Genomic DNA, 20196 nt, shown 5'->3' with positions numbered 1-20196 from the left:
AATTAACGCAACATACTGAATACAATACTAATTTCAAAAAACATAACACCAAGGCTCTCCTGGCCCCAGGCTTGCGTTAGAAAAGTCAAAGATCAACCAGCTTGGAGCACAGCACAATGCGCAACTTCGATGACAGCGAATATCTTACCCCGGATCAGGCAGCCTCTGTGTGCTGCGTTTCTGTGGATCGATTTTCCCGCTGGCTCGATTCCGGACTCATACCGGTGATTGCCAGACAGGGACAGCGCTTGATAAGTTCCCAGGATCTGATTCATCATCTGGTAAGACATCATATTCCAGTCCCCGATTGCCTCCTGCAAGGGCACCTGAAAAAAATCCTGGTCATCTTCCAACAGTTGCTCATGCCAAAAGCTGTGACCGCTAAAATTATCTGGGCTCTGTATCGATTCAGGGAAAAAACGTCCTGCATCATCGAATGCATAGCCTATGACAGCAATACAGAACTGAAAATCATCACCTTTTCACCAGATACCATCCTTGTTTTTGGCCGCGATGAACAGGTAAAAAACACGGCCGATAGTATCCGGCAGGTACTGACCACCTCCATCCCCTTGTACAGTTTTTCACCGACAGAGACATCTGATTTTGAATCAGTCCTCAATCGTCTGGGAGGATGTCATGGGTGACCACAAATCAAGCTACTATAAGAAATTACGCAAACTTCTCACAGCGATTTTCTTTCTCTGCGGCATATTGCCCATTTTGATCATTGCCTCAACCTCAATCTACAACTCAAGGCAGGTGGCTATACAGGATATTGAGGTCACAGCCAGCCAGGTGATTACCCACAGGCATGACGTGATCAATAATTTTCTCAAACACCAGGTCGACCTGTTGAGCACTCTCATCAGTCTTTACGATGCGGAACATTTCAATACCGTAGAAACCCTTAATGAGCTTTTCCTGGCCATCAGTCAGTCTGGAAGCATTGTTGACCTGCAGACCATCGCAGCCACAGGTGAACAACTGGCTTATGTGGGCCCTTATCGTGAGCAGGTGATCGGGAAGAATTACCATGACCAGGAATGGTTCAATGAGGTGCTGGTGCGCGGTGTATACGTGAGTGATATTTTCAGTGGTTACCGAAATCTCCCCCATTTCGTAGTCGCCCTTACCGATCCACTGAAAAGTTATGTACTGCGCACCACCATTAATTCCAGCGTATTCAACTCATTACTGCACAGCGCCCAGATCGGCGCACATGGCGATGCGTTTATCGTCAATACATCCGGCGAATTGCAGACACCCAGCCTGCAACATCTGGAATCGCTCAACGCACAGGAACACCAACTTCTCCGCCATCATACAGGAACACAAATAACCCGCATTCAGGATCAACTCTATGCCACCACCTGGCTCAATACCCAGAACTGGCTGCTGATGCTCAAAGTACATATTCCCGACATGCTGGACAGTTACCAGGAGCACCTTCATAGAACCATTGTCATCATCGTCATAACTGCCTCGGTGTTTCTTATCACAGCATTTTTCCTGAGCCACTTCATTGTTTCACACATTGCCAGGGCAGACAGAGAATCAACAGCCATGGATCAACAGATGGCACATATTGAAAAAATGGCAAACATAGGTCGTCTGGCAGCAGGTGTTGCCCATGAAATCAACAATCCCCTGCAGATGATACTTGCCCAGGTCGGCTGGTTGGAAGAACTGCTCCCCGAAGAAGATCCGGCCAGCCTGAAAAATCATCAGGAATACCTCTCCACCATAGCCAAAATCAAACACCATGTGGAACGGGCAGCGGTCATAACCCACAGATTGCTGGGATTCGCCCGCAAGATCAGCGCAGAACAGGAACAGGTACAATGCAACGATGTGGTACTGGAAACCCTCTCGTTTCTGGAAAAAGAGGCCCAGCACAATAACATCACCATTACTCTTAACCTGGACAACAATCTGCCAGTCACCATGACCGAGGCCCATCGGCTTCAACAGGTCCTGCTCAATCTCTTCGACAACGCCCTGGACGCAGTGGGACAGGACGGGACAGTAACAATTTCCACCTCTGTCCAGGAAGACGATATTTCCATCAAAGTAGAAGACAACGGCCCTGGCATTGACCACAAAGTTATGCAGCAGATATGGGATCCGTTTTTCACAACCAAAGAACAAGGCAAAGGGACAGGTCTCGGTCTGTCCATAAGCCAGAATATTATTCGAACCATGGGAGGAGCGATTACCGCAGACAACAAAACAGAGGGAGGAGCTGTGTTCACGGTGACCATTCCCATTCGACAGACAACACTTCCCAATCAGGAAAGGAGGCCCCAATGACAAGATACAACGTACTGGTCGTGGATGATGAACAGGATTTTCGCGACATCATGGTCAAAAAACTGCAAAAACGAAATCTTCAATGCGATGCAGCGGAAGACGGTGAAGTTGCCCTGCAGATGTTCAAACCCGGTAAATATGACGTGGTCCTACTGGACGTAAAAATGCCTGGTCGAGATGGCATAGAAATTCTCAAGGAAATGAAAAAAATCGCGCCATTGACCGAGGTTGTCATGCTGACCGGTCATGCATCTGTAGAATCGGGTATCGATGGCATGAAATACGGTGCGTTTGACTACCTGATGAAGCCTATGGACATGGAGCGACTCATGGAAAAACTGGACGCAGCCCATGAAAGAAAGCGTGTCCAGGAGGAAAAAATAGAAATGGCGCAAATCAAGCGGCATATGGTCATGCCTGGATAATCAGCCAGGCATTGCTGTACGACGCGTGAAACTGGATAGAAACGCAAACCCTAAGGAGGAAGTTATGAATTTTTTCCGTAATCTACACCAATTCATGATGGTGGGCGCCCGTGCGCAGGCCCACTGGGAATTGGAGATGTCCAACAATATTCTGCGCAGTCGAAAACGGCTGGCCATCATTGGTCTCCTACTTATCCCCATTCTTCTCGGCGGCATAGCATTTGCCGACAGCGTGGGGGGAGCGTTACCATCATTTCTGGGTGGGAAATCAGCCTATGGTCCTTCCCACTATACCAACCTGATTTTTGGCGCTTCCATTCTTGTAGGGCTATGTGCCGGCTTGATTACCGGTTGTATTGGTGCTGGCGGTGGATTTATTATTGCGCCTGCCCTGATGAGCGTTGGCGTCAAGGGTATTCTGGCGGTCGGAACTGACCTGTTTCACATCTTTGCCAAGGCTATCATGGGATCTGTGCTGCATCGTAAAATGGGAAATATCTCTGTCGCGCTTGCAGTTACCTTTCTCATAGGAGCCATCAGCGGCTCAACCGTCGGCGGATATATCAACCGGGCACTGTATGACAAAAACCCTGTGCTCAGCGACATGTTCATCACCATCATCTATGTGCTCATGCTTGGCTTCCTTGCCTTCTATGCCCTGGCTGACTGGTACAAAACCACCCGCAGAAAGACAGCAAAATCAAATTCACAAGGTGAAGGCCCAGCAACACAGGGCGAGGAAGTGCCTCCAATTGGCAAGATGGTACAATCTATCAATTTGCCCCCAATGCTGACCTTTGACAAAGGCGTCACCCCTGGCGGCCGAAAGATTTCAGCTTTCTTTCTGATTATTGCCGGATTCATCGTCGGCCTGGCAGCTGCCATCATGGGTGTTGGTGGTGGTTTTCTCACCTTCCCCATCTTTGTCTACGGCCTGGGCGTTTCTTCCATGACCACAGTTGGAACAGATATTTTTCAGATCGTTTTCACTGCCGGTTACGGTTCCATTACCCAGTATGCAATTTACGGCTTCATTTTCTATACCCTGGCCATGGGAATGCTGTTGGGCTCACTGATCGGTATCCAGGTCGGGTCCATTGTCACCAAGGTAGTGTCAGGAACCACCATCTGTGCATTCTATGCTATTACCGTCAGTGCCGGCTTTTTTAACCGTGCCTGCGCACTCCCATCCAAACTGGTGAAAATGGGGTACCTGGATGTTTCACCCCAAGTGCTCAAAGTACTCAATACCATTGGCACTTACGGATTTTTCTGTATCATTATCATCTTTGCGGTCTGGGTATTCTGGAGCTTTTTCACTAACCTGAATGTATTACGTGCTGAGGAGGTACAAGAATCATGGGAAATGCAACACAATTAAAAACCCGCGGCACCCTGATGCTGATCTCCTTTTTTATAATACTGGCAGCGATCTTTATGCCTTTATTTCCCGGCCCCACAGGGAAAAAAGTAAATGGGTTGGTCTACTTGGACAATTTCTTTAACCAACTCTCAAAGGGTTCAGCCTATTATATCGATAAACAGATTGAGGCTGCCAAGGAGTATGCAGGTACTCCCTTTGAGTATACCCTGGTAATGAAATCATCCCAGCAGGCGGCACTGGCAGACACACTGCTCAAAAAGCATCAGATTACAACCAGCATGGATGGCGTATATGTCAAGGTTACTGGAGATTTTTCCCAGATCATGACCACAATTCTCAATGACGCGGATATCATGTACCAGAACAATGGTCAGGCCATTTCAGAGATGTATGGAGTAAATGAACTGGAAGCTCTCTATGGCTGGTACCAGGTGCTTGACGCCATGGCCGTACAGCTGAACAAGGCCCAGGCTTTCGGCCAGGCCAAATTTGTTAAAAACAGCATGACCAAAGCAGTGGAACCATCATATAATTATTACAAAGTTGAAGTAAAACCAGTGCGCGAAGAAATGGTTCTTCTTGCCTTTGCCCTGGTCTTTTATGTGGCCTATACGGTCTGGTATGGTTTTGGATTGCTCTTTATCTTTGAAGGGATGGGCATTAAACTCGAACACTGACCTCCCACGGTCACCCTGCGCCTGCCTCCTCTCCCGGCAGGTGCGGGGTTATACTTCAACACATTTATGGGCACTTTCCTCTCCAAGCTGCAACAACTGTTCTTCCCCTCAGCACCTTCTCATTCCCTCGAGGAACTGCAACAGCGTTTTCTTGACAACTACAGTCATTTTAGAGAACTTCTCACAGCAAACAACAATGCCCTGGAAGCCATGGCAGAGATGGAACAGGCCCTGCTGCAAGGTCGAAACTTTTCCATGGCCTTTATCAGGGCAAAATCAACCGTGGTAGCTGTCAATGTCTTTAAAATGATAGAGAATCTGCGATATGTGGCTGACGGTAAGTACAGTGCCCTTGTTCCTGCATACGAAACCATTCAGCGTGAGATTGACGCCCTGCTGGACCAGGGGCCTGAACCTGTCGACGGTGCATGGGTTCTGCCTCTTGATGCTGTCAATCGCGCCTCTGTTGCCTTGAGTGGTGAAAAAATGGCTAATCTGGGCGAAGCCGGGCATGTGAACAATGTCTCCATACCCGAAGGCTTCGTGATTAGCAGTGCCGCAGCTCAAGCGGTCTTGCAGCAAAACAGACTCCTTACAGAGATTAACCGCATCTTTCAGCAAACCGATTCTCACAATCTGGAAGATATGCACCGCCGCAGCCATGATGTGCAACAGCTTATCCAGCGATGCACGCTGCCAGATGAACTTGAAAAAGAGATGTATAAACACTTTGACCAGCTGGAAGCAAAATACGGGGCCCCCCTTGAGATTGCTGTCCGGTCCAGTGCTCTTGGTGAGGATCTTGGCCATGCCTCCTTTGCAGGACTGTACCAGACAGAACTCAACGTGGACAGAGAACAGCTGGTACAGGCATATAAAACGGTGCTTGCATCCACCTACTCCACCCGTGCCATGACCTATCGACTGGCCAAAGGATATCGACACGAACATATGCTCATGGGGGTTGGTTGCCTGGTCATGATCAAGGCAACCATGAGCGGTGTCAGCTATTCCAGCTCGCCTGGCGGTGATTCACACTATCTGGACATATACTGTTCCCCTGGCAGTGCCAGGGGAATAGTCGAGGGGACAAAAGAGACTTTCCTTGTCCAGGTCTCCCGAACACCTCCCTTCACCCAGCGGGATAGTGACCGAAACAACGAGAGAAAAGCCTGTCCATTAACCAATGCACAACGCACTCTGATAGCGACAACAGTCATGGACCTGGAGCGTCATTTTGGTGCTCCCCAGGATGTGGAATGGTCCATTGACAGCTCAGGCAAACTCTTTATTCTGCAAAGCAGGCCTATCTCCACCCTCTTTCTGGAACAAGATGAACCCGCTCAACAAATCCATACAGATGCTCAGCCTTTACTCCAGGACGGAGTAACAGCTTGTCCTGGAGGTGGCAGCGGACCCGTGCGGGTGGTTCGCAATACCGTTGATCTTCTTTCTTTTCCGCGGAAAGCAATTCTTGTTGTCGAGCACCCTCTACCCGAGTGGGCACCACTGCTTAAACGTGCTTCTGCCCTTGTCGCAACTACTGGCAGTGCAGCCGGACACCTAGCTACCATTGCCAGGGAATTTGGCCTGCCAACGCTCCTTGCAGTAAAAGATGCGCTCAAGGTGCTGAACAACGACCAGATCATCACGGTGGACGCGTCACATCGCGTTATCTACGATGGATGCATCAAAGAATTATGCGTCACTCCAGCCACATCCCAATCCAGTCCCATGCAGGGAAGCCCGGTGGAGCAAACCATGAAGCAGGTGTTGCACCATATCACTCCGCTAACCCTCACCGATCCGGGTTCACCTTTTTTCAGGTCGTCATACTGTACAACCTTGCACGACATCACCCGTTTCTGCCATGAAAAATCTGTCACTGAAATGTTTCGCTTTGGAGAACGCTACCGATACGTGAAGGGGGCTGCCAAACGGTTGGTTGACAACATGCCGATGGAATGGTGGGTCATCAATCTTGCTGACGGGTTCAGTGAAGGGTTCAATGCATCGGAAAAATACATCAATATAAGCGATATTGCCTCCAGCCCCATGCTGGCCATATGGAACGGTATGCATGCCTTTCCCTGGAAAGGCCCCCCACAGGTCAGTTTTCGGGGAATGGGTTCCATACTCTTCCAATCCACTCGCAATCCGGGACTGGATCCGGCTGTACGTTCGGCCATGATCCAAAAAAATTATTTCCTTGTCTCGCGTAATTACTGTAATTTAAGTGTCAGACTCGGGTATCATTATGCTATGATCGAAGCATATATCAGTAGCCTCCGCACGGAACGGTATGTTACCTTTCGTTTTAAAGGTGGAGCTGCCGACGAAGAACGTCGCGTTGCCCGGGTTGCGTTGTTAACAGACCTGCTTAATGAGTTTGAATTCAGGGTCGACCAAATCGGTGATGCCCTGACGGCAAGGGTGGAGAAACGTTCCCTGGAATTTCTCTACTCCCGTCTTCAGGTATTGGGATACCTTTCCATTCACACCCGTCAGATCGATATGGTAATGGCAGACAGCGGCCAACAGCAACGCTATAGAGACACATTTTCAAGAGATATTAAGGAGATGCTTAGTCATGACGGACACAGATTCCCTTGATGCAGCACAAAAGGTCAGCCTCCTGATGGTGGATGACGAGTTGGAATTCCTGGAAACCATGCATAAACACCTTAGCCGCAAGGGGTTGCAGATTACGACTGCCGATGGTTGCAGCACAGCAATCAAGGCCATGGAGGCAGATCCCAGGGGGGTCATTGTCATGGATGTGAGCATGCCGGGTATCGACGGCATCCAGTGCCTGCAAAAAATCAAAAAACACTGGCCCAAGAGTGAAGTTATCATGCTTACCGGCCATGCCTCCATACAATCCGGAGTTCAGGGTATGCAGAGCGGGGCCTTTGATTACTGTCTCAAACCCATTGACACACAGGAACTGGTTGAAAAAATCGAACTGGCAGCCAGGAAATTTCTTGCCAATCAAAAGAGATAAGAAATTCGAAATGTATGCGTGACGCACACGACCCCACTGCGTCTTCCCCAACGATGAAAGGAAAAATTCTTATTTCAGGAATTTCTCCTCTATAAAAGCAACATGTTATCTTTCAAAAATTAAATAAATTGTAGCTATGTATCAAGATAGACACCAAAATGACAATACAGAAAATTTGAAATCTCCAGCTTTATACTTCAAAATCTTAATTGCCATATGCATTTTCGCACTTGGAACCTACGTTGTTTTATGGTCCATAGACATAATTGATCAACTTATTCATAATACGGAAAATATATCATTAATAAAAACAACTCTTAATTTGGAATCTGATCATATTCCTTTTCAAGTTACTCTAAATAACAATAGACTTGTCGTTGAAAATACTGAGACCTTCAAGTTTATCTTTTTGTTGCTCATCTTGATAATACTTTTCAATATTATCGGGAAAGCCATTTCAGGTATTTTTAAATGCTTAGCAAGCATCATTGTAAGTATGAACCTTGACCCACGTCAAACATTCAAAAAACAAGACACAAACACATAACCCGTCGTTCAACAACGCTCCGTTTCACTCCGCTTGGACGTGCCAAACGACGCCACAGCGTTCCCGCCAACAAAGCAGGGAGAGTTCTCATCCAGAGGAAGCAAAATGGTAAAGAGCACCCAACTACCGACTTCGCTCTCTACCTGAATATCCCCACCATGAAGATCAATTATCCTTTTCACAATCGTCAGCCCCAGTCCCGAGCCACCATATGTTGCTGATCGGCTTTTCTCAAGCCTGTAGAACTGATGAAAAACATTTTCGCGTTCTTCAAGGGGAATGCCATTGCCGGTATTGTATACCTGCAGTTTGACAGTATCAGCGGTTTTTTCAAGGCGAACGCGTATCTCCCTGGCATCTCCCGAGTTATATTTAATGGCATTATCGATCAGGTTTATTAATACCCTCCTGATCATATCTTCATCGCCAAGAGACCTAACACCTTCCTGAATATCTCTGATAAGCTGAATATCTGAATATTCGATTATGTATTCAAAATCTTCCAGGACCGATGCGACAAGTTTAGATACATGTACCAATTTTGGATCAAAGGTCTTCCTCAATTCAAGGGCAGAAAGGTGAAGCAGATTTTTTACCAGTTGATCCATCCGCCTTGTTACCCGCGCCTGTGATAAAATCTGCCGCTGCAAATCCTCTGGCAAATCCTCGCGCTTTGCTGCCTCGTCAAAAAAGAGCCGCTGTATGGCAAGTGGGGTTTTCAATTCATGGGAAGCGTTGGCGATAAATTCCTTCTGCTGCCTGAACGAGAAGTGAAGCCGGTCAAACATCTGATTGAGCGTCATGGCAAGCTCGTGTAATTCATCCCGGTTCTTACCCTGAGGAATTCTTTTTTCCAGTGTACGTTCATTGATTTCTCTGGCTAAGCCATTGATAGTACGAATTGGCTCCAATATTTTTCCAGCCACAAAATAACCAAATGATACCAGAACAAGCATAAACAGGAGTAAGCCAATGATTATAGATATAATCAGCTCGCTGATTTCGTCCTGAAGCTTCTCCATTGGCCTGGCAATCTGTACGAAATATTGTGTTCCACCAAAAACTACGGATACGACATGGACCCGAAAACTGACTTTACCGGTATCGCCCTGATCAAAATTCGCAATATCCACAGGAACAGTTGCATCAATATTGTACCTTGTACTCTTTTCCCTGAGAGAAAGGTCTACAAGCCGGGTCATGGATGAAGCATGGAGAAGGTGTCCCTGCTCGCTATAAATCTTCAGCCAGTACAACCTGCCCAAGGCATCCAGCACGGCTCGGGTCTGGAGAGAGACATGGTCGTTTTTCACCGGATGCAGGGCTGCCAGAAGTGTGTATACCTGACTATCCAGTTCCTCATCTAAAATGTCATATGGTTGCTCCACCAGCTCGTAAAAAATGACAAGGGAAAAGATAAGACCAGCCAGCAAACCTGCTCCGCTGATCCAAAGAGTTATCCAATGTCTGATTTTCATGCTCTCTCGTCTCGAACCATATACCCGACACCACGTACGGTATGAATAATCTGAGCCCCATGGGGACCAAGTTTTTTTCTCAGGTTTTTAATATGCACATCTATGCTGTTTGACATGGTAACCGGATCAAATTCATCTCCCCAGACATGTTCTGCCAGGGTATAACGGGATATGGCACGGTTGAGATTGTAAAACAGGAACTCAAGAATTGAAAACTCCTTGGGCGTTAATTCCACCGGTTCACCGCACTGATGCACCTCTCTGGTAGCAGTATTCAGACTGACAGTCTCCACTTCAATCCGGGGTGAAACCAATTCGTTGCTCCGGCGCAGTAAGGCTCGCACCCTGGCTAATAATTCTTCCATTGCAAACGGTTTAGCAAGATAATCGTCCGCTCCCAGGTCCAGTCCTTTTATACGGTCCCCCACATCTCCCATGGCTGTTAACATAAGCACAGGTGTCTTCTTTTTCTCCTCACGGAGTTCCCGCAAAACATCGAATCCGTCCTTTTTAGGAAGCATGATATCAAGCAGGATCAAATCGTACGGGTCAACATATACCCTGTCCATAGCCTCTTCGCCATCCAGGGCTGTATCAACGGTGTACTGCTGTTTCACCAGAGCCTGTCGAACCTGCTCTACCAGCTCGGGCTCATCATCTACTACAAGAATTCTCATGGTGGTCTCTCCTTCTACCAATATTATCAAGAAACAATACCACATGAGAATGGAGGAATAATGAAGATACTGTCTTTTGCCCCCATTACCCTTCATCGTTTCTTCATTTTCTTCTGCTATAGAGTTTTTCAATGAGGGATGCAGATACTTTTCCCGCCTTCCTAATCTGTACACAATTATTTTTACAATGCGATAGATGATGCAAAAACTGTTTCCGCCAGACTACCCGCCTGTAGACAGTAGAACAAACACACCAATACCATCAGATTCTCTGCGTGCGCCAGTACAAGCAAGGTTCAACCATATTTTTACCGTCATGCTGCTACTCATCAGCATCAGCTTGATTATCCTCATGACCGGTGCTGATTTAGCTTTGGAACACCTGATTTTCAATCCGAATCATCAGTGGCCCGGACAGGGTAAGCCACCCTGGAGTACGTTATATACGGTTGGCCCGCTCCCTGGACTTATTCTGGGAGGCACAGCGCTTGTCTGCGGTGTATTGGGCACATTCATTTCTTGTTTAAAAAAATTCCGGAAACCTGCGGTGTTCCTGGTGCTGCTCTTGATAGTGGGACCGGGGTTGATCACAAATGTAATACTTAAGGACCATGTAGGAAGACCAAGGCCGCAAGAGTTGAAAACCTTTGGAGGAGAATACCAATTTGTCCAATTCTGGACTCCTGGACCTGGAAAGAAAAACAGCTCTTTTCCATCCGGTCATGCCTCCATTGCTTTTTATATGATGGCGCCATGGTTCATTTTTCGAAAAAAATCACGAACTATTGCACTCTTTTCCCTCAATACCGGATTGCTGTTTGGCTTTCTCGTTGGAGCAGCGAGAATCATGCAAGGTGCTCATTTTCTCAGCGATATTGTGTGGGCCGGGGGCCTTGTGTATATCGTAGCAGAAGTCCTCTCCTGGTATTGTCTCGACGATTTCAATATATCATTTCTTAACCCGACTTTCTCACGAACATATCCTGCCGTAGATGCGAGGCAGCACACATGTAGCGGTCGCGAACTATCCGAACCTGCACTGACCTGTAAATATCCGGTAACAAGGCAGATACCCTAAGCATCCTTTTGCCAGCCAGAACAGCTCTTTTGAACATCTCTGCAACAGTACGTTTCCCGGAGATGTTCGCAAAAAAAAGACAATTCAAAGAGTTACACAATTATTTACAATTTTTCCTGCTGAAATAATACAGAAAATGGAATATGAAGGTTATCTTTTATTTTCTGTCCACCATGGGCATATTTTCAAATATTCTTGTAACTGCTCACAGAGCCCAGGATCTTTCCGCGATCAGCCAGGCTTACGTATGGGCCAATATGCTGCGCCAGCCTGATTGTGAAAACCTCACGCATCATGTAAGCAGTTACATATTCTTTCAGTAATCATTGTAAGGCAGGGTCATGGCTATGCCAGTGAGCACCTTTCCTTAACGGTACATGTGTAATGATAAAAGGATTGCAGCAGATTCCATTATATATCCTACGAAAAACAACCGGCTATTTCGGGCTGGCAATCCTGTTTTTCGCCTTATCCTTCGTCACGTTATATAGTATTCATCACTACTTTTCTGCCGGAAGACTGCAGATACCTTCCAGCCTGCTATCCCCCGGTGTACTCAGTATACTTGCAATTATTCTGATTCTCTATTTCCTTGCAGACGGATTGCGGCTGTATTGCGTAATCCGGGCGATGGGTTTCCGGATCGCGTTTGTCTACATCATGAAACTGGTTTTCATTAATATCTTTATATCCAATGTTACGCCTCTTGCGACAGGCGGCGGTGTAATCCAGGTCTATTTCATGAAACAGCAAGGCATACCGCTTGGCGAAGCAACTGCAGCCACCTCGATCCGCACCATTCTTGCCGCACTGATCCTGTTCACCCTCACCCCTCTCATCATTTGGATCGGCCCAAATCAATTCCGTATGTTTTTCCATCCAAGCATTCTCTATGCTGTTACCGGAGTTTCCTGTATGTACCTTGCGTTTTTTTGGATCATATTATGCAGGATTCGCATTCTCAAACGCTGGATGTACCGGAGTCTGTATCTGCTCAACAGCATAAAAATGCTCTCCCAGCCTCGTTTCAGAAAATGGTTTTTAAAAATTTCCCTGGAACTGGACCTCTTCTCCAATGGGTTTAAGCGATATTTCAGAAACAGCCCCCAATGGGCGATCCTTTCGGTACTGTTTACGGTACTGTTCCTGCTTTTCCTTTTCTCATTTTCCATTGTGCTGATCAGGGCATTGGGATACCAGTCATCGATTGTAACCGTACTGGGCTTCCAGGTAGTGGTGACCTTTTTCATGTATTTTGCGCCAACACCAGGAGCAACAGGTGTTGCAGAAGGAGGCTACGGACTCCTTTTTGCTCAGTTGGTACAAAAACAGGATATCGCTCTCCTGACCCTTTCCTGGCGTGTTTTAACCATTTATATCGGTGTGGTGATCGGCATTGTGCTTATGTACAGGGAACTTTTCCAACGCGGCAAGGCAATCCAGCAATGAACCGAAAAAAACGACTTACCCTCTATCTGGTTCTCACTCTGCTGCTCATGGCTCTGTTGGTCGGCTACCGGATCTATCTCTTTGTTCGTGAGGCTGATTATCAGGCCCTCAATGCTGAAAATATGGACCGAATCGAGGCAAAGCTTCGAGGAAGAAGCGAGTATCGATTCGCTGTTGTCGGCAACATCAGAAATTCCATGCGAATTTTTGAAAAACGCATCACCCCACTGATAGAAGACAATAACGCAGATTTCATGATATCTGTTGGCAATGCTGTGTTTGACGGTGCAGAAAGCAAGTACCGCCTACTCTATCGCGGTCTCAGGAAACTCGACATTCCCTATGTCTTGTCAGCTGGTCATAATGAGCTTGAAGATTTTGGGACTGGAAAATTTTACCGACATTTTGGCCCCTACTTCTTCTCTTTCCATCACGAAAACACCTATTTTATTTTTCTGGATTCCACTGGAAAAACGTCATGGAAATGGCAAATGCGTTGGCTCAGAAATGAATTGACAGCTGCCAGCCAGTTCAAATACAGGTTTGTTTTTTTGAATCATTCGCTTGTTGCTTTGCCAGATTTTAACCCGAAGGAAACACACTATGTGCTGGATGCAAACCTGAGCATGGAATTACGGCAGTTGTTCTCCTATTACCACGTGACCACCGTCTTTTCAGCTGGTTACCCCACCTTTCATGAACGGGTTGAACAAGGGGTTCGTTACATTATTTCCGGTGGTGGGGGGGGATTGCACTTTGATCGACAGGAACCTTATCAGATTATCAACGTCGACGTGGGACCGGATCAAACGACTATTAAAAACGTTGAAGCCACAGAACGGTTGGGAACACTCCGTGAAAAACTGGAAACTTTAAAACTGTATCTGCATTCCCTGTTCTATATGAGTCTGTTCAACGCGTTACTGGTATTGAGCATTATCAGCCTCATAGCGCTGAAACTTTATTCCCTCATTCTGCATCAGGAAAGGCTGTACCGGGATTTCAGTGTCGATGAAACCTCATTTTCACACATGCCCCTTCGAGTGGCCATGTTTACCAATAATTATCTGCCTTTCATAGGAGGGGTACCCCTTTCCATAGACCGCCTTTACCGGGGATTGCTCCAGGCAGGAAATAAGGTGAAAATTTTTGCGCCCTTTTATCCGGCTCCGTGGAGTATGTCTGAAGATGCAAACATAACCAGATGCTCCACATTGTTTAATCTGCGCCTGGCAGGATTTCCTGTTACCAATCTTTTTTCCCCGAAAATCAAAACAGAATTTACCGATTTTGAATGCGACCTGGTGCATGTGCATCACCCATTCTGGCTTGGTAAAAAAGGGATGCGCCTTGCAAAAAAACGCAAACTTCCGCTGGTTTTCACCTACCACACCAGGTTGGAGCGATACACGCACTATCTGCCTTTTCGCGGTACGGTTCTGAAGAACCTGGCCGCTCACCTGCTGATAAAACGATTTGCCAACCACTGCGACGCCATCATCACTCCCACCCCGTCAACCGAGGAATACCTGCGCAATCTGGGGGTGAGCGCCCTGATTGAAACGATTCCCACCGGTATCGATATGGAAATCTACAACCGCTGGACACCTCAGCAGATTCAGGCCTTGCGGAATCAATACACCACAACAGACGAAATCCTTTTGATCAGTGTCTCACGGATGGCAAAGGAAAAAAATCTCGATTTCCTGATTGATGGCCTGGAAAAAGTAAAAAAGCTTATCCCTGTGCCGTTCAAGTGCTTACTGGTGGGAGAAGGCCCGGAAAGGAAACGGCTCGAGGAAAAAGTTTCCATGCTTGGCCTGGATCAACAGATTATTTTCACAGGGAATATGCAACCTCAGGATGTCGCCCTGTGTTACCTTGCCGCAGATCTTTTTATCTTTGCCTCCACATCAGAAACCCAGGGCATGGTCTTGATCGAGGCTATGGCAGCCGGCTGTCCAGTAGTGGCTGTACGTGCCAGCGGAGTCCACGATGTAGTCCGAAATGACTACAATGGTCTGATGGTTGCTGAAAGTACGGAAAGTTGGTCAAAAGCTGTTGCTACGCTTGTACTGGACAGCAAAAAACTGTCTCAATTATCTGAAAATAGCATGGTCTTTGCATCAGATTATGCAGAAGAAAAAATCGCCGAACAGGTAATAAAGCTCTATCGGCGGGTTATTGTCCTAGGAAAAGCAGAAACATTCTAAAAGGAATCATGGCACGACGTCTCCTTTGAGGAAACTCTTTCAAATCGAATTTCTCACAAGGGCAAACTATGCTGCAAGAACTAATCAATTTCATATCACCATCCATAGAACATATTCATTTTCTGGGTTACTGGGTTGCCTTTTTTGCAGCGCTTATTGAGACGACTCTAGGTATAGGCCTTTTTTTGCCCGGTTCGACAATTATTCTTTTTCTCGGCGCTCTTTCTTCACGGGGCTATCTCGACACAGTCGGACTCATCTGGTTTGCTGTTGCAGGTGCCCTTTTGGGTGACAACATAAATTACTACCTTGGGAAGAAATATGGGGCTAAATGGATTGGAAAAGGTTTCTGGTTTCTCAAGTCTGATTATGTAAAAAAAGCGCAAAGTTTCATGGATGCTCATGGGGCAAAGAGCGTGTTTTTTGGTCGTTTCGTTCCAAGTGTCAAAGAAATTGTCCCGTTCATTGCCGGCAGCGTGGAAATGAACAAACGGACATTCATGCTCTGGAATTTTCTTGGTGCTGCCGGCTGGGGGATTGAGTGGGTTCTTGCCGGCTATATATTTGCACAATCACTTAATCTTGCCGAAGTGTGGTTATCTCGGGCAGGATTGTTTTTTGCGTTTCTTGTCATCATCGGCATCCTCCTCTACACCTGCAAATGGCTAATTACAAAAAAGGGTACGCAATTTTGGATCATTACTCATTCCCTGTGGTATTCAATTCAAAAGGCTATCACGCAGAATGAACACGTCGCTCTATGGATAAAAAAGCATCCTCGTTGTATCGCTTTTTTACAAGCACGGCTTAATACAGAAAAATTTTCTGGCCTTCCCCTCTCTCTATTTACCTTTGCTTTTATCTATGTTTTGACATTGTTTGCCGGGATTGTAGAAGATCTGATAACAACAGATTCGATTATCGCTGCTGATATCCGTATTGCAAATCTTGCTGCTGCGTTACGTACAGAAACTTTGACGACCTTTTTTACCTGGATAACTCTGCTTGGCAAAAGCCAGGTGATTATAACTTTTATTATCGTCTCAATGGCTCTTCTCTGGTTGTGGAGGAAGAAGCCTTATATTGCAGCCCTTTTAATATCTGTTTGCGGCAGTGAGACATTTACCTCTTTAGGAAAACTGGCATTTCACCGCGCACGCCCTGCCCTGGCCGTATATGCTGAAAAATCGTTTTCTTTTCCTAGCGGCCACGCAACCATTGCAGTCGCTTTCTATGGTTTTATGGGCTACCTTCTCATGCGTGTTGTCCGCAGCTGGAATGCGAAAATCAATGTCTTTTTTGGTACTGTTTGTATAATCATAGCCATAGGTTTCAGTAGAGTATACCTTGGGGAACACTATATCAGCGATGTATGGAGCGGCTATCTTGTAGGCAGTATGTGGCTGATTATTGCTGTCTCATTTTCAGAATGGCTCAGCCATACAAAAAATGATATTCAGGCTGTGGCTCCTGCTCGTGGAGCCGGTCCACTCTCTTTCGTTTGCATTTCCTTTGCACTCCTGTTTTATATCGTCTTTTCAACTCAGTACACCCCTCCCCCGGCCACGGTCCCTCTACAGGAGACAGTAGTTGTCTCGCACATTACAGATGTATTTACAAATGAACAAGTAAAGTATACCGAAACGATTCTTGGTGATAGGCAGGAGCCCATAAACATTATTTTCTTTGCTCGAAAAGATCAACTGTTGCTTACAGCCCTGCAGCAGGCAGGTTGGGTTGCTACCGACAAGGCAACACTTCCGGCATTCACCAAAGCTGTTAAGGCTTTACTATTACAAAAACCATATCCACATGCGCCGCTGTCACCTGCTTTTTGCAATGCCAGAACACAGGATATGAGTTTTGCAAAAGTGTCTGGAACAAATTGGCTGAGTAATGCACACCATCTCAAATTATGGCGCACAAACTTTGCATTGAAAAATGGCAACACCATCTATCTGGGATTAGTGAATAGCAACGACGGTTTAAAGTGGGGTATTATTCCCACAATTTCTCCGGATTTAAACGCAGATCGAGAGTCGCTATATCAAGATCTTCAAGCCACAGGAAAAATTGAATCTTCTCAGAAAATAAAACTGGTTCCTCCCCAAATAGAAAAAAATTTTCTAGGCGATCATTTTTTTACCGATGGAGATACGTATATCATTCAATTGCAATAATACCTACTCTCAGGTGGATCAGATTTGGACAGGCAAAGTTTGCCGTTACCCCTTACCTATACAGAAAGCTGTCGTCCGAAGATATGGCATATAGGAGAAATCACTTATTATAATTACCTTTACAGGGTACTTTCATCACCCTTCGGAGCTCTGACACATGAAACGTTCGCACATCATCATCCCCACGGAATCAAACAAACTGATTTCCTTAGGTGTTCTGTTAAGCGTGCTCTCCTGGCTGGTGGAATCCTTTGTTCACTCCCAGATTTTTTATGAACAAAAACTTAACTTTGTCAGCCATATCTTTTTTCCTGATGCCCATGAATTATGGATGCGGGTCACCATAGTTTTCCTTTTTCTCAGCTTTGCCTTGTATGCACAATATCTGGTAAAAGCCCTGCGGGAAGCTGAAAAAAAAGTCAAGGAAATCAATACGGAACTCACCCAGATCTTCAACACCTCTGCAGATGGCATGCGGGTAATTGACCCAACATTCTCCATTGTACGCGTCAACGATACCTTTCTCAAACTCACCGGTGAGCGGGCAGAGGATGTCCTCCATGCAAAATGCTATGATATTTTCAGGGGGGCAAACTGTCATACCGATGCATGCCCCATGAAAAAGATTCTGAATGGAGCTGAACGAGTTGAATATGATTCAGATAAAATCAGTCGTAATAACAGGGCTACACCTTGCATTGTCACAGCAACGCCTTTCCATGATGCCAACGGCACTCTTGCAGGTATTGTGGAAAATTTTAAAGATATTTCAGAGAGAAAACGCAACGAAAAACAACTACAGCAATCGCACAAACAGCTGCGTTCTTTGACCTGCCACCTGGAAAAAGTACGGGAGCATGAACGTCAGGGGCTTGCCAGAGAACTTCACGATGAGTTAGGCCAGGCACTTACAGGCATGCAAATGGATATTGCCTGGATTTCCAGACATATAGAGCAAGAGCGCCGGGACTTCCATGAAAAATTATCCTCCATGGACCAGCAACTGAGCCAACTTCTCCAGATAGTACAAAGAATATCTGCAGACCTACGCCCCAGACTGCTGGACGATCTCGGGCTTTTTGCTGCCATGGAGTGGCATGCCAGTACCATACGGGATAGGCTTGGCATCGCCATTGATATACTCAGTATTCCCGAAGAGATCATGCTGGATAACGCCTGCCGTATCATCGTCTATCGAATCTTCCAGGAAGCCCTGACCAATATTGTACGCCACGCAGAAGCAACACAGGTCGAAATTCTTCTCATCCGTGAGGAAGATGTTGTCACCCTGACCATTCGAGACAATGGCAGAGGGATCAGCCGGGAACAGATACACTCTCCACAATCCCTGGGGCTATGTGGAATGCGCGAACGGGCCGCTCTGCTTCATGGAGCACTGATCATTGAACAAAATGCGAAAAGGGGTACCACCATATATCTTTCCATTCCATCACAGCACTGTATGAGGACTCAACGTGACAAAAATACTGATCATTGACGACCATGCCGTTGTGCGAGCCGGATTGCAGCAGATTTTAACAGAAACCAATGACATTACAGTTACTGCAGAAGCTGCAAACGGACACGATGCACTCCAACTGGTTTCGCGCCAATATTTTGATGTGGTACTGTTAGATATCTCCATGCCGGATATGAATGGCCTGGATGTTCTCAAGGAAATCATGCGGCATTCTCCAGACAGTATTGTACTCATACTCAGTATGTATCCTGAAGAACAGTACGCCATCAGAGCCCTCAAGGCAGGGGCAAAAGGATACCTGACCAAGGAAAGCGCTCCAGATGAACTCATTTCTGCCGTACGCAAAGTAGCACAAGGCGGACGATACATCTCCCTGGCATTGGCGGAAAAGCTGGCTGGCTATTTGGAAAATGAATATACAGAGCATCCTCATCAATCATTATCGGACCGTGAGTATCAGGTTATGCTCATGATAGCTTCCGGCATGACCGTATCAGAAATTGCTGAAGAGCTGTCACTCAGTGTAAAAACAATCAGTACCAACCGACGTCGTGCATTACATAAGATGAACATGAAAACCAATGCCGAATTTACCTATTACGCTATAAAACAAAAACTGGTCAGTTAGTGCCTGCCCTATCTTTCCCCCGATAAGCTGCATTATCCTAGAAAATGTTATTCTCGGAGGCAAGCGTAGGCTCCGATATCAGCGAAATGCCTGCGGTGATATTTTGAAAATGCCTCGGAGTTTTCGTTTACCTGCTCTCGAACGTAAATCCTCATTCATGGACAGACACCTGTTGGTATTTGTCTTGTAGGACAAAGACCGACAAACCGGTGCACGGTAGTCCCACAAAAAATACAGGGTCTGACCGATACGATTTTCTGAATCATTCCGATATATTGATAGCGTCAAGTAAAGAGTTCTTTTACACGATACAAACATCAACATTGAATGAATGGAGGTCGCAGTGAAAAAGAGATTTACACAAACAGCTATTGCAATTTTGGCAGCCTGCCTTATCCCCAGCTTATGCTTAGCTGCCGGAAATGGAAAGCGACGTGGTAACCAGGATGGATCGGGACCGGACAGGCCCAGAGATGGATCATGCCAGAGATTTATTCAGATGGAGACGACAACGTCCCCTCTGCTCACAGGGCAAAACGGCAACAGAAGTGGCGACAGGGATGGTTCGGGACCAGATAGGGACAGAGACGGATCATGCCTCGATAGTATTCAAATGGATAGTGCACCTCTTATTACCGGCCAAAACGGCAACAGAAGTGGTGA

The 20196-nt window shown here is 46.4% G+C and carries 16 protein-coding genes; 14 read left to right on the top strand and 2 right to left on the bottom strand.

Annotation, left to right across the window (positions count from 1 at the left end; genetic code table 11):
* Positions 1 to 116 precede the first annotated feature (116 nt).
* From G493_RS0125755 to G493_RS0125725, 7 genes are all read left to right on the top strand, one after another.
* Positions 117 to 647 (top strand): helix-turn-helix domain-containing protein, encoded by a 531-nt coding sequence (locus G493_RS0125755; RefSeq protein ID WP_028582650.1) that lies wholly within the window; start codon positions 117 to 119, stop codon positions 645 to 647.
* Positions 640 to 2313: a sensor histidine kinase gene (locus G493_RS0125750; protein ID WP_028582649.1), complete on the top strand. Its 1674-nt coding sequence runs from the start codon at positions 640 to 642 to the stop codon at positions 2311 to 2313. Before G493_RS0125755 ends, G493_RS0125750 begins: the two co-directional genes overlap by 8 nt.
* Positions 2310 to 2738, top strand: a complete 429-nt coding sequence (locus tag G493_RS0125745) for a response regulator (RefSeq protein WP_028582648.1) — start codon at positions 2310 to 2312, stop codon at positions 2736 to 2738. Before G493_RS0125750 ends, G493_RS0125745 begins: the two co-directional genes overlap by 4 nt.
* 64 nt (positions 2739 to 2802) lie before the next feature.
* The gene (locus G493_RS0125740) at positions 2803 to 4119 is read left to right on the top strand and encodes a sulfite exporter TauE/SafE family protein (RefSeq protein WP_028582647.1); all 1317 of its coding nucleotides are present in this window, start codon (positions 2803 to 2805) and stop codon (positions 4117 to 4119) included.
* Entirely contained in the window at positions 4098 to 4799 is a 702-nt protein-coding gene (locus tag G493_RS0125735; RefSeq protein ID WP_028582646.1) for a hypothetical protein, read from the top strand. The genes G493_RS0125740 and G493_RS0125735 overlap by 22 nt, the downstream gene beginning before the upstream one ends.
* A 66-nt stretch (positions 4800 to 4865) precedes the next feature.
* Positions 4866 to 7412 carry a PEP/pyruvate-binding domain-containing protein gene (locus tag G493_RS0125730; protein ID WP_028582645.1) on the top strand — a complete coding sequence of 849 codons (2547 nt, stop codon included), beginning with the start codon at positions 4866 to 4868 and terminating at the stop codon, positions 7410 to 7412.
* The gene (locus G493_RS0125725; RefSeq protein ID WP_051309974.1) at positions 7390 to 7803 is read left to right on the top strand and encodes a response regulator; all 414 of its coding nucleotides are present in this window, start codon (positions 7390 to 7392) and stop codon (positions 7801 to 7803) included. The genes G493_RS0125730 and G493_RS0125725 overlap by 23 nt, the downstream gene beginning before the upstream one ends.
* Before the next feature lie 555 nt (positions 7804 to 8358).
* On the opposite strand, the gene G493_RS31410 is transcribed toward G493_RS0125725, so the two are convergent.
* Both G493_RS31410 and G493_RS0125710 read right to left on the bottom strand, forming a co-directional pair.
* Entirely contained in the window at positions 8359 to 9828 is a 1470-nt protein-coding gene (locus G493_RS31410; RefSeq protein WP_051309972.1) for a sensor histidine kinase, read from the bottom strand.
* Positions 9825 to 10505 carry a response regulator transcription factor gene (locus tag G493_RS0125710; protein ID WP_028582642.1) on the bottom strand — a complete coding sequence of 227 codons (681 nt, stop codon included), beginning with the start codon at positions 10503 to 10505 and terminating at the stop codon, positions 9825 to 9827. The genes G493_RS31410 and G493_RS0125710 overlap by 4 nt, the downstream gene beginning before the upstream one ends.
* A gap of 196 nt (positions 10506 to 10701) precedes the next feature.
* Here G493_RS0125710 and G493_RS32805 point away from each other — a divergent pair, with 196 nt between their 5' ends.
* From G493_RS32805 to G493_RS33775, 7 genes are all read left to right on the top strand, one after another.
* Positions 10702 to 11583, top strand: a complete 882-nt coding sequence (locus tag G493_RS32805) for a phosphatase PAP2 family protein (protein ID WP_051309970.1) — start codon at positions 10702 to 10704, stop codon at positions 11581 to 11583.
* A 384-nt stretch (positions 11584 to 11967) separates the two neighbouring features.
* Positions 11968 to 13032: a lysylphosphatidylglycerol synthase transmembrane domain-containing protein gene (locus G493_RS31400; protein ID WP_051309968.1), complete on the top strand. Its 1065-nt coding sequence runs from the start codon at positions 11968 to 11970 to the stop codon at positions 13030 to 13032.
* Positions 13029 to 15245 carry a glycosyltransferase gene (locus G493_RS0125690; protein WP_028582640.1) on the top strand — a complete coding sequence of 739 codons (2217 nt, stop codon included), beginning with the start codon at positions 13029 to 13031 and terminating at the stop codon, positions 15243 to 15245. The genes G493_RS31400 and G493_RS0125690 overlap by 4 nt, the downstream gene beginning before the upstream one ends.
* A 68-nt stretch (positions 15246 to 15313) precedes the next feature.
* Positions 15314 to 17425, top strand: a complete 2112-nt coding sequence (locus G493_RS31395; protein WP_205623764.1) for an LssY C-terminal domain-containing protein — start codon at positions 15314 to 15316, stop codon at positions 17423 to 17425.
* Between the two features lie 157 nt (positions 17426 to 17582).
* Positions 17583 to 18923, top strand: a complete 1341-nt coding sequence (locus G493_RS32800) for a PAS domain-containing sensor histidine kinase (RefSeq protein ID WP_051309966.1) — start codon at positions 17583 to 17585, stop codon at positions 18921 to 18923.
* Positions 18901 to 19533, top strand: a complete 633-nt coding sequence (locus tag G493_RS0125675; protein WP_028582638.1) for a response regulator — start codon at positions 18901 to 18903, stop codon at positions 19531 to 19533. The genes G493_RS32800 and G493_RS0125675 overlap by 23 nt, the downstream gene beginning before the upstream one ends.
* Before the next feature lie 343 nt (positions 19534 to 19876).
* The coding region (locus G493_RS33775; RefSeq protein ID WP_035275961.1) for a hypothetical protein at positions 19877 to 20196 on the top strand (320 nt) is incomplete at its 3' end.

The organism is Desulfogranum japonicum DSM 18378, from assembly GCF_000429945.1.
Lineage (GTDB): Bacteria > Desulfobacterota > Desulfobulbia > Desulfobulbales > Desulfobulbaceae > Desulfogranum > Desulfogranum japonicum.
Note: the sequence above shows the minus strand (reverse complement) of the source record. Positions and strands in the feature narration are given on the sequence as shown.

Excerpts from the sequence above, each read along its gene's own strand:
- G493_RS0125735 (WP_028582646.1), top strand. The coding sequence starts at position 4,098 with ATGGGAAATGCAACACAATTAAAAACCCGCGGCACCCTGATGCTGATC.
- G493_RS31410 (WP_051309972.1), bottom strand. The coding sequence starts at position 9,828 with ATGAAAATCAGACATTGGATAACTCTTTGGATCAGCGGAGCAGGTTTG.
- G493_RS0125725 (WP_051309974.1), top strand. The coding sequence starts at position 7,390 with ATGACGGACACAGATTCCCTTGATGCAGCACAAAAGGTCAGCCTCCTG.
- G493_RS0125730 (WP_028582645.1), top strand. The coding sequence starts at position 4,866 with ATGGGCACTTTCCTCTCCAAGCTGCAACAACTGTTCTTCCCCTCAGCA.
- G493_RS31395 (WP_205623764.1), top strand. The coding sequence starts at position 15,314 with ATGCTGCAAGAACTAATCAATTTCATATCACCATCCATAGAACATATT.
- G493_RS0125710 (WP_028582642.1), bottom strand. The coding sequence starts at position 10,505 with ATGAGAATTCTTGTAGTAGATGATGAGCCCGAGCTGGTAGAGCAGGTT.
- G493_RS0125740 (WP_028582647.1), top strand. The coding sequence starts at position 2,803 with ATGAATTTTTTCCGTAATCTACACCAATTCATGATGGTGGGCGCCCGT.
- G493_RS32800 (WP_051309966.1), top strand. The coding sequence starts at position 17,583 with ATGAAACGTTCGCACATCATCATCCCCACGGAATCAAACAAACTGATT.
- G493_RS0125750 (WP_028582649.1), top strand. The coding sequence starts at position 640 with ATGGGTGACCACAAATCAAGCTACTATAAGAAATTACGCAAACTTCTC.
- G493_RS0125690 (WP_028582640.1), top strand. The coding sequence starts at position 13,029 with ATGAACCGAAAAAAACGACTTACCCTCTATCTGGTTCTCACTCTGCTG.
- G493_RS31400 (WP_051309968.1), top strand. The coding sequence starts at position 11,968 with ATGATAAAAGGATTGCAGCAGATTCCATTATATATCCTACGAAAAACA.
- G493_RS0125745 (WP_028582648.1), top strand. The coding sequence starts at position 2,310 with ATGACAAGATACAACGTACTGGTCGTGGATGATGAACAGGATTTTCGC.
- G493_RS0125755 (WP_028582650.1), top strand. The coding sequence starts at position 117 with ATGCGCAACTTCGATGACAGCGAATATCTTACCCCGGATCAGGCAGCC.
- G493_RS32805 (WP_051309970.1), top strand. The coding sequence starts at position 10,702 with ATGATGCAAAAACTGTTTCCGCCAGACTACCCGCCTGTAGACAGTAGA.